The following is a 13,335-nucleotide window of genomic DNA, read 5'->3' on the forward strand; positions in this document are numbered from 1 at the left end:
TACATAAATTTAATCTCCTATCTTTAAAGCATGCAAGAAAAAGCGGTTTCCTTTTCCATCAAAAACTGGGCAGATGATGACAAACCAAGGGAAAAATTGGTGCAAAAGGGAAGTTTTGTCCTTTCCGATGCAGAACTTATCGCTATTCTTATTGGTTCCGGCAACCGGGATGAAAGCGCAGTTGAACTTTCTAAACGAATTTTGGCCTCGGTAGGCCATAATTTGAATGAATTGGGAAAGCTTACCGTGAATCAATTAAAAAAATTCAAGGGTATTGGCGAGGCCAAAGCCGTTACCATCGCTGCAGCTTTGGAAATGGGTCGGCGGCGTAGAGGAGAGGAGGCCCAAAAAATAACCAAGGTTTCTTGTAGTAGGGATACGTTTGAATTGCTCTATCCTTTGATGGGCGAATTGCAACACGAAGAATTTTGGATTGTTTATTTGAACAATTCCAATAAAGTCATCCATAAATCGCAGTTGAGCAAAGGAGGCATTACAGGCACTTTGGTTGATGTAAGGTTGGTGCTTAAACAAGCTTTGGATTTGGGTGCAGTTGGTATTATACTGGCGCATAACCATCCATCTGGTGCGTTAAAACCAAGTGCTGCTGATAAACAGATTACCCAAAAGTTGAAAAAAGCCTCGGAGGCCTTGGATATTAAAATATTAGATCATATAATTTTGGCCCAACACCATTATTTTAGCTTTGCAGACCAAGGAATACTATAGTTGATTCAATTTTATGCTGTTACTCTTTACCCATAAGGTTACCAATAGACTTACCTATACGGCAAGGCATATTTTTGAGAAAATACTGGGTATTGAAATCGCCTTTACTACCAAGGTGGAAGACTTCATCAAGCATTCGGGGCCAAAAATGACCTACTCAAAGCAACCCTTGCAAAACGAATTTTTTGTTAGGAGTAATGATTTGTTGTTTGAGCAGGGAATTAATGACTTGGATATAAAGGTATCCGATTGGGAAGGTATTCCATGTTTTTTTGCAAGTGGAGAAAAAAGTACGGTTCCGTACGATATTTTTTCAGCTAGTTTCTTTCTTTTAAGTCGATACGAAGAATATTTACCCCATGTTAAGGATAGTGTCGGCCGGTTTCCAGTAAAGGAAAGTATCGCTTATCAAAACAAATTTTTGGAACTTCCCGTGGTTGATTTGTGGGCACATAAGTTGTTGGAGATGCTCAAAGAGCGTTTTCCAGATATAAAGAAAAAAGAACGGGCGTACAGTTTTACCTCCATCATCAACGTAACTACCTCCCATTGCTATGCAATGCGAGGTTTAACCAGGAGTATAGGAGGTTTTCTTTTGGATTTGGGGAATTTTAAATTTAGGAGTGTAGCCGATAGATTTTTGGTGCTTCTGGGTGTTAAACAAGATCCTTATGATAATTTCTATGAACTGGTGGACATCCATAAAAAATTTCCCATAAAGACCATGTTCTTTTTTCAGTTTGCCAAGCATTCTGCACACGATAAGAATATTTCCCCTAACAACAATAAGTTCAGGTATTTAATAAAGTCTGTTGCCGACTACAGCGTGGTTTCTCTGAGTACATCTTTTCTTTCGTCCACGGACAAATCGGTTCTGCAGGAAGAAAAGAAACGTTTGAGCAATCTTATCAACAGGCCCATTAGTTATTCCAGGCTTCGGTATAACCGGGTCAGTGTTCCCACCACATACCGTAATTTGGTGGAAACCGAGTTTACGGACGACTTTTCAATGGGATACACCCACGAGATTGGTTTTAGGGCCGGAACCTGTACACCATTTCATTTTTATGATATCAACATGGAGGTGAAACAACCCCTAAAAGTACATCCTTTTGCCATGCACGACTATGCCTTGGTGAACTATAAAAACAGGGATGAGATTTTTGAAAAAATGGATAGGATGTATCGACTCGTAAAACAGGTCAATGGTGATTTCATCATCATATTTTCCAATGAGCTTTTGGGAAGCAGGCATAGCTTGGACTGGATGGAACTATATCAATCCTTTTTAAAGCGTTACTATGTTTGAGCATCGTGTAACGGACATCTTTTTTGATTTGGACCACACCCTTTGGGATTTTGAAAAGAACTCAGCCCTTACCTTTGAAAAGATTCTTTTTGACCACTCGGTCAAGGTGACTCTGGATGATTTCTTGGGCGTTTATGCCCCCATCAATTTGGAGTATTGGAAATTGTATCGGGAAAACAGGGTAACAAAAGCTGAACTTCGATATCAACGATTACGCAAAACTTTCGATGCAATAGGAGCGGTAGTGTCGGATGACATCATCCATATTTTGGCTCATGAATATATTGAAAACCTTTCCTCGTTTACACACTTAGTGCCCAATGCTCTCGAAATCTTGAAATACCTATCGCCAAAATATCGCCTACATATCATTACCAATGGTTTCCAAGAAGTGCAAGAGAAAAAACTGATTGGGAGCAATATCCACCATTTCTTCGATCAAATTATCAACTCGGAAATGGCGGGCGTAAAGAAACCACACCCTTATATTTTTGAGTTGGCCCTCACCAAGGCCAATGTTGAGCCGAGGAACACCATTATGGTGGGCGACAGTCTAGAGGCCGATATACTTGGAGCAAAGGGTATGGGCATGCAAGTACTTCACTTCAATAGCAATAGGGAACCCGATCATGATCATAGTATTATGATTAACAATTTGATTGAAATAAAACGCATTTTATAGAGTTATAATAGGGTATGGTCCACTTCTACTGTTTGTAAAAAAATGCTTTTGATATATGAAACGGTCGTTCTTCCACGTGCTCGGTGGACTAATCCTTTTTTTTGTGCTACAATCCTGTTCGGAGGAGCAAGATTTTGATCAGTTTGATGATCTATCCATAACCCCCACGGTGGCCTCCAGTATTTTTTATTTGGAGTCTGATGAGGAATCCATCAATGCGGTTAACTCCGGCCCATTTTACTACCAAACCGTAAATTTTGATGCATTTAACGAACAGTTTGTTTCTGAACGGCTTTTGGAAGGAACCATAACTTATGAGATTGAAAATACCACCAGCAAAAACCTACAGGTTTCCATTGAGTTTTTAGATGATAACGATAACGTCTTGGACACCGAATTTTTCGACATAGACCCTAATCTTCCTGAAACCTTTACGAGAGAAGTGGCCTATGGTCCAACAGGGAAAAACTTGGCTATTTTGTCAGCCACAAGTGGTCTAAGGGTCACTGGAAGCAACCTCAGTGATGATACTACTGTTTCCAACAATCCCAATCCCAAAGTAATCTTGCGCTCGGCTGCTGAATTCATATTTCGTCTAAAATGAGAAGAATTCAGACGTTCTTTTATCTCGCATTTCTTGTAAGCGCATCCGTTTGTGCTCAAAACAAGCAATTGCTATACGATTTCTATGAGATTCCTCAATCTTTAATGGTAAACCCAGGGGTTAAGACCTCGGAAAAATGGCACACCGGCATCCCGCTTATTTCTGGATTGGCATTTCAAGCGGGGACCAGTGGCGTAACCGTCAACGATCTCTTTGCCAATGACGGTATAGATTTTACCACAAAGGTGCGGGAACGCGTCTTGGATGCCATGACCCGTAAGGACGATTTTAGCACTACAAGTCAAATAGAAGGATTTAATATAGGATTTAGAGGTCGAAATCGACCAGATGACTATTATACGTTTGGCATGTACGGTGAAACGGATATTATTGTGTACTGGCCCAGGGACTTAGCCATTTTAGCTTTTGAAGGCAATGGAGGAGCCAACATAGGTAGGAGTTTTGATTTAGGAGATCTTAGTCTAAGAGGTGAAATGGTAAACGTATTCCATTTTGGAATCAACCGTAAAATAAGCAATACTCTTACCGTTGGAGGAAGGGCAAAATTATACTCGAGCATCTTTCAGTTTCAATCCACAGGCAATGTAGGGTCGTTTAGAACAACGCAAGGACTGAACAACATTCATGTAACCACATTGTCAGCAGATATGCAATTGCGTACAGCGGGGATAAAGGAATTTTTCGACATTTTGGATGATGATTCTGTTAGTGCAAGAGACGAATTTCCTTCACTTTTTACCAAGCGTGTGCTTCTTGGAGGTAACCTTGGCCTGGGTTTCGATGCTGGTTTCAGTTATAACCTGAATCCGCAGACCACAATTACGGCAAGTATTCTGGACGTTGGGTTTATTTATCAGTCCAAAGACATTCAGAATTATACCCTTAAAGGCTCTGCCAGCACAGAAGGAATTACCGTGTTCATCCCAGAGGACATAGACAATGTTGACAATGACCTATGGCAAGAACTGGTAGATGATATTGAGGAGGCCCTGCCCTATGAAGAGAATGCAGAAGGCTATATTTCTTTCAGGCCTGTCAAAGTTTATGGTTCCATACGGTATGATTTTGGCGAAGGCGGAAACCGTTTTGAAAATTGCGGTTGTGGCATTAATGCAGGCGGTGGAACTAACAGGGATTATTATAGAAACAGTGTGGGTGGGCAACTCTTTATAATGAAACGCCCCCGCGGTATTCAAGCTGCTTTGACTGGATTTTATCAACGGAGATTTGGAAGGGTACTTTCCTTAAAAACTACCTATACGGTTGACAAATATTCTTTGGCAAATGTTGGGTTGGGACTTAATTTGCAAGCAGGACCCATCAATTTTTATGTAATGGGGGATAACCTTTTAAGTTATCGTAATGTGGCCGATAGCCATTACGCCTCTTTATTGTTCGGATTTAATATCATATCTTGGAACAGTAATTGAGGAATCACATTGTATGAAGAAAAGAGTATTGATTTTAGTATTGTTTGCTTTTATGGCAAGCATTACCATGCGAGGGCAGTTGAACGATTATAAATATATCATCGTTCCCAAAAAGTTTGAAACGTTTAAAAAAGAAAACCAATATATGACCAGCACCATGGTCAAATATTTGTTCACCCAAAAGGGTTTTACCCCTGTTTATGATGATGAATTGCCTGAAGATTTGGCCAATAACAGATGTTTGGGTCTTTTGGCAAGCTTATCGGATGATTCTTCCATGTTTTCAACAAAAGTTACCGTTATTTTAAAAAACTGTCAGTCCGTTGAAGTTTACAGGACTCAGGAGGGAAAAAGTAAGATTAAAGAGTTCACGGCTGCCTACAAGGATGCTTTGGAGAAGGCCTTTGTTTCTTTTGATGGGATAAACTATGCCTATTCTCCGAAAAAAGTGGAGGAAAAACAGACCGAGCCACAAACTGTCATCGTCAGTTATAGAAATGATGTGAAGAAACTGGAAGAAAAAACGGAAACCGAAGTCGTAAAACAGGAAGCCACATTGGAAAATCAAAGTTATGAAACCATTGAACCAGAAACTTCCAATTTTACAAAAGCAGTAGAAAAAACTGAGCAGCCAATGATTACTTCCAGTATGCTCTATGCCCAGCCCATAGAAAATGGATATCAATTGGTGGACAGCACCCCTAAGGTGGTGATGAAGCTTGTGTCAACTTCCATTGAGAATGTATTTTTGACCGATTACCAAGGAAACAGTGGTGTGGTATTGCAAAAAGATGGTAAGTGGTTTTTGGAATATACTGAAGATGGAGAAAAGAAATTGAAGGAACTCAACATTAAGTTCTAAAACCCATATTTGTCCTTCCAGCGTTTTTTTAGAAATTCCCGCATGGCGTTTTCCCTGGGATTATTCCCTGGGCGGTAGAAAGCTGTGCCTGAAATCTCTTCGGGCAGAAACTCAAAATCAGCAAAGTTATTTTCGTGGTCATGGGCATATTGATAGCCTTGACCATACCCAATGTCTTTCATCAATTTGGTTGGAGCATTCCTAATTGCCAATGGCACCGATAAATCTCCGGTCAATCGCACTTTTTGTTGCGCTTCGTTAATGGCGGCATAACTGGCATTGCTCTTAGGTGAACTGGCCAAATAGGTGGCACATTGACTTAAAATGATTCGTGCCTCAGGATATCCAACCGCCGTTACCGCCTGAAATGTGGTGTTGGCCAACACGAGTGCTGTTGGGTTGGCATTGCCAATGTCTTCAGAGGCTAAAATGACCATTCTTCGGGCTATGAATTTTACATCCTCACCCCCTTCAATCATTCGTGCCAACCAATATACAGCGGCATTTGGATCACTTCCTCGAACCGATTTTATAAACGCCGAGATAATGTCATAATGCTGCTCTCCTGTTTTGTCATAAAGCACTGTGTTTTTCTGCACCTTGCTCAGGACCAAATCGTTGGTAATGGCAACTTCTTGAGTACTTTCTGAATTTACAATAAGCTCAAAAATGTTCAATAATTTTCTGCCATCTCCACCAGAAAGCCTGAGCAGTGCTTCGGTTTCTTTCAGATTGATTTTTTTGTCTTTCAACAAAGCGTCTGTTTGCATGGCACGGTGCAATAGGGCTTCCAAGTCTTCCTTGTCAAACGGACTAAGAATATAGACCTGACATCTTGATAAAAGTGCTGGAATTACCTCAAAACTTGGGTTTTCTGTAGTGGCACCTATTAAAGTTACCCAGCCCTTTTCCACAGCGCCCAATAACGAATCTTGCTGAGATTTACTGAAGCGATGGATTTCATCAATGAACAAAATGGGATTTTTGGCGGTAAACAGTCCACCGCTCTGTTTGGCCTTTTCAATGACCTCGCGAACATCTTTTACGCCGCTACTAATGGCACTTAGGGTATAAAAAGGGCGTTGGCTTTCACTGGCAATAATATTGGCCAAGGTAGTTTTTCCGGTACCGGGTGGCCCCCAGAAAATCAAGGACGGAATAACACCATTTTTTATTTGGTTGGTCAACGCACCACTGGGTCCCACCAAATGCTGCTGACTGATATAATCCTCCAATGTTTTGGGGCGTATACGTTCTGCCAAGGGTTCATTCATACGTATAAAAATAAGACAATTTTAGAGGTATGAAGACCTTCTGTTCGCAGTCGTTTTCAACAAACCTGACAATTTGTGTAAATTCATGTTCGTGGTCAGATAATTGCTATATGAAGCACATGCAAGCCAATGAGCATTTTAAATTTTCCAATGGGGTTGTTTTAGCCCCCTTATTTGCCATGCTGGCCATTTGGACGGTATTTTGGGTTGAGGTAAAGTTGGGAATCAACTTTAATGACTATGGAATTTACCCAAGAAGGCTGTCTGGATTGAGAGGAGTGGCATTTAGCCCATTTATTCATGGTTCTGTTGAGCATTTATACAATAATACCATTCCTTTGGCCATACTGACAGCGTTTCTTGTCTATTTTTATCAAGCAGCTGCCTTTAGGGTGTATGTTTTCGGTATTCTGATTTCTGGTCTTTTGACCTGGTTGATTGCTCGTCCGTCCTACCATATTGGGGCTAGTGGGGTTATTTACGTTTTGGCAAGCTTTATTTTTTTTAAAGGTGTTTTTGCCAAACATTTTAGGTTGGTAGCGCTGTCCTTGGTGGTTGTGTTTATTTATGGAAGCATGTTATGGTATATTTTTCCTGTAAAAGAAAATATTTCGTGGGAAGGGCATCTGGCAGGTTTTATCACGGGGTTTTTGTTGGCTTTGGCGATAAAAGTGAAGGTCCCCGTTGAAAAAAAGTACGATTGGGAACAAGAAAATTACAATGAGGAGAACGACCCTTTCCTAAAACATTTTGATGAGGATGGCAATTTTATTGAATCCACTGAAGAGGAGCCTGAAAATCACATCCAAATAAAATACCATTTCAAAAAAGGCAGCGAAGCAGACACTTAGGCTTTTCGTTGCCGAACCACTTCATAAAGGAACACTCCACAAGCCACGGAAACATTAAGAGAACCAATACTTCCCAAAAGAGGGAGCTTGGCAGTGTGGTCCAAAATGGAAAGAATGGAAGGGGATATGCCCCGGTCTTCGGAACCCATTACTAAGGCGCAGGGCTGATTAAAATCCACTGTGTAGATTTCATCATCCGTCTTTTCGGTGGCACCTACTACTGTAATTCCCGAGGATTGTAAATAAAATATGGCATCCTTAAGGTGATCTACCTTTGCAATGGGCACATTGAATGCTGCTCCTGCCGATGTTTTTACCGTATCATCCGTAATGGGAGCTGCCCCACTTTTGGGAACAATGATGGCGTGGACTCCACAACATTCCGCAGTACGGATGATTGCGCCAAAATTACGGACATCCGAAACCTGGTCCAGTAACAGGAAAAAAGGTTTTTTTTGTTGCTCCATGATTTTTTCGACTAAAGGTTCAAAATCTTGGAACTGTACTGGTGAAATTTGTGCCACCACCCCTTGGTGGTTATTTCGGGTAAGACGGTTTAACTTTTCAATAGGTACGTAGGAAGCACTCACACCATTTTTACGGATGGTCGACTCCAACTCCTTAAAAAGCTCTCCTTTAAGTCCTCTTTGCAGAAAAATCTTGTTTATCGGCTGGTCGGCCTCTATGGCCTCCAATACCGCCCTAATTCCATAAATCTGGTCACTCATCTCCTTAAATTCAATTGCTTGGGTGCGGCAAAGATATTACGAAGTAACCTTGTGAACACCAACAGGGCCATTATTTGTGGAATTTAAAATGAGGGTTCCGTTATTGGAAGTGGATATCAGCTCCACGCTTTTCACATTTCCGTTCATATAAAGTCCAGAATCTGGGTGGGACACACTGATGTATCCGTCTTTACCGTTAGAAAGCAAAATTACGCCAGATAGAGCATCCAGCCTTGGGGTTTCCACTTCGGTTTCATAGATGTTGCCCACGGCGATGATGTCTTCATATCCATCATTGTTGATGTCCATAACAGTGCAATCCAGTAGGGGAATGGCTTGTGCTGCAACAGGAAGAATATGCCTTTCAAATACAAGATTGCCCTTGTTGATCAATACGATGGACCTTAGTTCGGTAACCGTGCTTTCATACGAAGTTTTCAGTTTTTCGCCATAAATGTCCACCAAACTGGCATTGGCAAATTCGGAGTAGGTTTGAAATTTCTCTTTGATAAAAGGCATTTGTTGCGATGAACATTCACGCCCACGAACGGGAACATAGGTTCCTTGGTACTTTTTGCTCAAAACAATGTCATTGGTACCATTTTCATCAAAATCGGTGGCATAGACCTTGAATGGTTTTTCTTCCGAAGCCTTGAACTTAATGTTGAGACCCACATTTCCAATAACATAATCTTTAAGGCCATCTTTGTTGATATCGGTCTCGGTCACGGAGAACCACCATCCATTTTCACTGAGCATGGAGTCTTCACTACCAATATTTTTGAAGCTGCCCTGCTCATTTACAAAAACACCAATTCCGGTCCATTCCCCCACAGCAATGAAATCGGGCCAACCATCATTGTTCACATCTGTGGTTTGAATGTCATTGACAATACCAAAATCTTTGAATTCTGGGGCAACCTGCTCAGTAACATCTACCAATTCACCGTCCCTGTTTTCCAATAAGGTTGAGGTCTGGGGTTTGGGATATTGTTTGGGAACCACACGGTTGCCTACCAAAATATCGTTGTCGCCATCTTTATCAAAATCTATGATGGCTACGGATTTCCCATTTTTGGGAAGTTTGGACAGTGCATTGCTTTGCAAACGTTCAAACTGCCCTTTGCCATTATTAATATAGATTCGGTCTGCATGGTAGGAAGAGTTTTCAGCAAACTCGTTTCCCCCACTTACCACATAAAGGTCCATATCGCTATCTCCATCAAAATCAAAAAACACGGATTCCATGTCCTCATATTGGGCATCATTGGAAAGGGCAGGGGAGTTCAACTTGGAAAACCCTCTGTTCGATTGTACATAGAATTGCCCAGATTGTCCAGAAGCGCCCCCTACGTGGATATCTTCCAATCCATCACCATTAATGTCACCTTTGGTGATAAATGGCCCTAGATTGGATTGTTTATAAGGGAGAAGTATCTCGGTTTCAAAATCGTCATACACATTTTCTGTATGAACAAAGTCCAACCCCACGGTGTTGACATCAACATCGACAAAATATTTTCCTTTTTCCGAGGTGGAAGGAATGGGTAGGGTAGCCTCGTTTTCGTTGAAAGTAAGTGTGGAGTTGGCCGGAACATTGAATTTTTGTTCCATTTTGCCTGATTTCCAATATACTGACACCGTATCTACGGTTTCTTGATGGGCCAACCCAAAAAAAGCTTTGGTCTCTTGGGCAGAACGGTAACCGCGCACTCGTTTTACCTCAATCATTTGGGAGTTACCACCAGAAGTGATTTTTACCTTGGCAAACTCTTCGGAGGAATCACCCTTGGTGACAACCTTCAGGTAGTTGCCTCGTTCTTCCTCTACCGAAAGGTTTTTGTACACAAATGCGGCTTCATCCATATTGTTGATGATGATGTCCAAATCCCCATCATTATCCAAGTCTCCAGAGGCGGCCCCGTTGCTAAATGAAAAATCACCCAAGCCCCAGTCTTTGGAAACATCATCGTAAATGAGCTCGGAGCTTCTTTTGTACATAATATTGGGGAGTTTTTCTGAGGGCATGGATTCATAGAGTTGTTGTTTTACCTCTAAAGGAACGTTCTGGCCGTATTTTTGTCGGGCTTCAAACACCTTCATTTGTAAATCGTTATCCAGTGCATAACGTCGATACCCGTTGGTAACATGGATTTCCTTATGCCCATCTAGGTCAAAGTCGTTCATAAGCACGGACCAGCTCCAATCGGTATTGGCCACACCGGATAGCTGTGAAATATTACTGAATGTATTCCTACCCATATTTTTTTGTAGGGAATTGTACATGTATTGATAATGGTACCCTGCCTTGTTCACTAAATAATCGAACCGTTTGGTGTTCATGGAAGCCATTAGCGTCTTTGAACGGACATGATCATTGGCCGCCATATCGAGCACAAAGATGTCCTGGAGATTATCGTTGTCCAAGTCGGCAATATCTATCCCCATCCCATAAAATGAGATTTGGTCTGTGGCCTCCTTAATTTGGTCGGTAAATGTTCCGTCTTGATTGTTGATGTACAGAGCATCGGGCAGATAATAATCACTGGCCATGTAGATATCCATCCACCCGTCTTCGTTGATGTCCGAAACGGCAAGACCCAATCCAAAAATGGGTTTATGAAGTCCTGCTGCTTTGGTAATGTCGGTAAAAACCCCACCGTCATTTCTATACAGGTGTGATGAGTTGAAATAAGCGGTCTCTTCATCAGAATTGACATAATGGTTGAAAGTTATGGGATCCATACCATATAGCTCATTTTCATTCATGACGAGACAGTCAAGGTCTCCATCTTTATCCAAATCAAAAAACACGGATTGTGTGCTGATACCCATGTCAGCTAAGCCATATTGCTCTGCTTTTTCGTCAAAAGTTCCATCTTGCTTATTGATGAACAAAAGATTTTTACGTTTATCCCGGGTATTGGGCCCACCTTGGGAGACATAAATGTCCATCCATCCGTCAGCATTCACATCCGCAAAAGTCACCCCGTTGGACCAGACCTTGCCTGTATTAATATTTGCAGTTTCGGAGACATCTTTGAAATAAAGGTCACCCTGGTTAAAGTACAAGGTGTTGTTGACCTGGTTTCCTGAGAAGAAAACATCCAAAAGTCCATCATTGTTCAGGTCTTCCACGCCAACTCCGGCACCATTATAGAAATAATCGTAGTCAAAAAGGTTGTTAAGAGTGGCTACATCGTGGGTAATGGTATTGGCAAACCGTATTCCACTCTGCTGTGGCTCCATCTTTTGGAAGATGGGCTCTGCTTTTGATTCCTCTGAATCCGATTTTGACAACTGCTTTTCTTTAGTTGAATCGGCACAACTTGAAAGTAATGCCAATACCAATATCGTTCGAAAAAAATTCTTCATGTTAAAATGGCATTATAATATAATCTGCTTCAATTTAAGCATGTTTAGCATAAATTGGTTTCTTCTAAAATAAGAAGAAATAAAAGGGGCATCAAAATGATGCCCCTTTGTAGTAAAAAATATTGTGATTTGTTTACTCACATACTAGGAGTTCCACTTCACCTGGTGTTGGGTTTGGACCATCAGATGCAGCAGGATTTCCGTTTGGATCGAATATGGTGTAGACGTGCTCTTCTTCAAAGGCACCAGCCACATAGACAACAGAAAGTGTTGTAGTACCTTCGGGTACTGTAAAAGTAGCGGTTCCTTCTCCACCGTTTTCAAGGGTGAACCCTTGAACATCACCACCATCAATTGACACGTCAAATCTTGCACCGTCCCATCCATCACCAAATGTATCGGTGAAAGATATGGTATATTCACCAGGGAAGGGGCCATCAGCATTCAACTGAACACACTCAAACACATCATACGTAGTATAGTATTCGGTGTCAGCCTCATTGGTTGTTATGATACGCCCATCCGTGGTCAACAGCTCATAACGCAAACGGAACTGGTCGTTTACCAACAGATCTGAAAACTCGATGTTTGGACCGTAGAGTTCATCTTGGGTGAACCCATAGGTTAGGGTCAATACACCATCTTCCTCAGTAAAATCGGTGGCCAGATCATACTCACGGAAAATAGACTCGCCTTCTGATAAATCGTCCTCTGGCTCCTCAATGTTCCTGTCAGAAAAGGAGCGGTAAACGGTCACAGACTCCAAGAAATCCGTTTCAACAAAGTCCTCATCACTCATATCAATGCTGATGGTAATGGAGAAGGGATCGTTGGTTGCACCTTCGGTTATATCCACCACATTTCTATTTTCGTTGATGATCTCAAATTCAACACCATCATCCAAGGTTTCGGTGTACTCAAAGGGAGCAGTGTAGAATGATCCACCTGCAACTGTACCGTTGGCATTGTTGGTGAAAACCCTTCCATCGGTCAACTCCCCTTCCAACCTGAAGAAAAATTGGTCACCTGGAAGGACATCGGCCACAGTGATCCCAGCAGTGGCCAAAGCCTCTGCATAGGTCAGGGAAACTGTTCCGGTCGGTAGTCCAAACTGTCCAGTTCCATCAAAGGAAGAGGCAGGATAGGTGTTTACCAATGTTTCCGTGGAAGAAACATCCTCGGGTTCTGGGTTATTGTCAACAAATGTGAAGTACAGCCTTGCCTCTGAAAGGAAGGCACCATTTTCTTGATCCTGGATTTCCAATTCCACGGACCAAGTACCAGAGGTGTCAAATATGTCAAAGGAGTTGCTATCCGTAAGGGTTCGTAGTACCAACCCTCGTTCCGTGTCTGCAGTGACCTGGTCTACTAGCGTTTCTTCGCTACACGAAAAGGCAATGCAAACGAAAAAAAGCAGTGTTATATGTTTTTTCAAATTTTTCATGATTTTAGTTTTTACGTTCATTGCCA

11 protein-coding genes are annotated in these 13,335 nt (G+C 41.7%); 7 read left to right on the plus strand and 4 right to left on the minus strand.

All coding sequences use genetic code 11. The features are described from left to right. Nucleotides 1–30: 30 nt before the first annotated feature. From radC to ACFOWS_RS03910, 6 genes are read left to right on the plus strand one after another with little or no spacing between them, the layout of a single operon-like run. Entirely contained in the window at nt 31–729 is a 699-nt protein-coding gene (gene radC, locus ACFOWS_RS03885) for a RadC family protein (RefSeq protein WP_366590852.1), read from the plus strand. Nucleotides 730–742: 13 nt separating this feature from the next. Further along, nucleotides 743–2,038 (plus strand): polysaccharide deacetylase family protein, encoded by a 1,296-nt coding sequence (locus ACFOWS_RS03890; RefSeq protein ID WP_379762669.1) that lies wholly within the window; start codon nt 743–745, stop codon nt 2,036–2,038. Beyond that, complete coding sequence (locus ACFOWS_RS03895) at nt 2,031–2,720, plus strand: YjjG family noncanonical pyrimidine nucleotidase (RefSeq protein WP_379762670.1); 690 nt, start codon at nt 2,031–2,033, stop codon at nt 2,718–2,720. The genes ACFOWS_RS03890 and ACFOWS_RS03895 overlap by 8 nt, the downstream gene beginning before the upstream one ends. Nucleotides 2,721–2,775: 55 nt before the next feature. Beyond that, complete coding sequence (locus ACFOWS_RS03900) at nt 2,776–3,324, plus strand: hypothetical protein (protein WP_379762672.1); 549 nt, start codon at nt 2,776–2,778, stop codon at nt 3,322–3,324. Then, nucleotides 3,321–4,775 (plus strand): DUF5723 family protein, encoded by a 1,455-nt coding sequence (locus tag ACFOWS_RS03905; protein ID WP_379762673.1) that lies wholly within the window; start codon nt 3,321–3,323, stop codon nt 4,773–4,775. Before ACFOWS_RS03900 ends, ACFOWS_RS03905 begins: the two co-directional genes overlap by 4 nt. Before the next feature lie 13 nt (nt 4,776–4,788). Next, nucleotides 4,789–5,637, plus strand: a complete 849-nt coding sequence (locus ACFOWS_RS03910; protein WP_379762674.1) for a hypothetical protein — start codon at nt 4,789–4,791, stop codon at nt 5,635–5,637. Here the strand turns inward: ACFOWS_RS03910 and ACFOWS_RS03915 are convergent. Then, the gene (locus ACFOWS_RS03915; protein WP_379762676.1) at nt 5,634–6,911 is read right to left on the minus strand and encodes a replication-associated recombination protein A; all 1,278 of its coding nucleotides are present in this window, start codon (nt 6,909–6,911) and stop codon (nt 5,634–5,636) included. The genes ACFOWS_RS03910 and ACFOWS_RS03915 overlap by 4 nt on opposite strands. A 119-nt stretch (nt 6,912–7,030) precedes the next feature. Here ACFOWS_RS03915 and ACFOWS_RS03920 point away from each other — a divergent pair, with 119 nt between their 5' ends. Beyond that, complete coding sequence (locus ACFOWS_RS03920; RefSeq protein ID WP_379764469.1) at nt 7,031–7,762, plus strand: rhomboid family intramembrane serine protease; 732 nt, start codon at nt 7,031–7,033, stop codon at nt 7,760–7,762. On the opposite strand, the gene rlmB is transcribed toward ACFOWS_RS03920, so the two are convergent. From rlmB to ACFOWS_RS03935, 3 genes are all read right to left on the minus strand, one after another. Continuing rightward, nucleotides 7,759–8,490, minus strand: a complete 732-nt coding sequence (gene rlmB / locus ACFOWS_RS03925) for a 23S rRNA (guanosine(2251)-2'-O)-methyltransferase RlmB (protein ID WP_379762677.1) — start codon at nt 8,488–8,490, stop codon at nt 7,759–7,761. The two genes, ACFOWS_RS03920 and rlmB, sit on opposite strands and share 4 nt — an antisense overlap. 36 nt (nt 8,491–8,526) lie before the next feature. Next, complete coding sequence (locus ACFOWS_RS03930; protein WP_379762678.1) at nt 8,527–11,865, minus strand: VCBS repeat-containing protein; 3,339 nt, start codon at nt 11,863–11,865, stop codon at nt 8,527–8,529. 133 nt (nt 11,866–11,998) lie between these two features. Beyond that, the gene (locus ACFOWS_RS03935; RefSeq protein ID WP_379762679.1) at nt 11,999–13,309 is read right to left on the minus strand and encodes a hypothetical protein; all 1,311 of its coding nucleotides are present in this window, start codon (nt 13,307–13,309) and stop codon (nt 11,999–12,001) included. Nucleotides 13,310–13,335 lie beyond the last annotated feature (26 nt).

Source organism: Flagellimonas marina (assembly GCF_042651185.1).
In the GTDB taxonomy this organism is placed as follows: Bacteria; Bacteroidota; Bacteroidia; order Flavobacteriales; family Flavobacteriaceae; genus Flagellimonas; species Flagellimonas marina.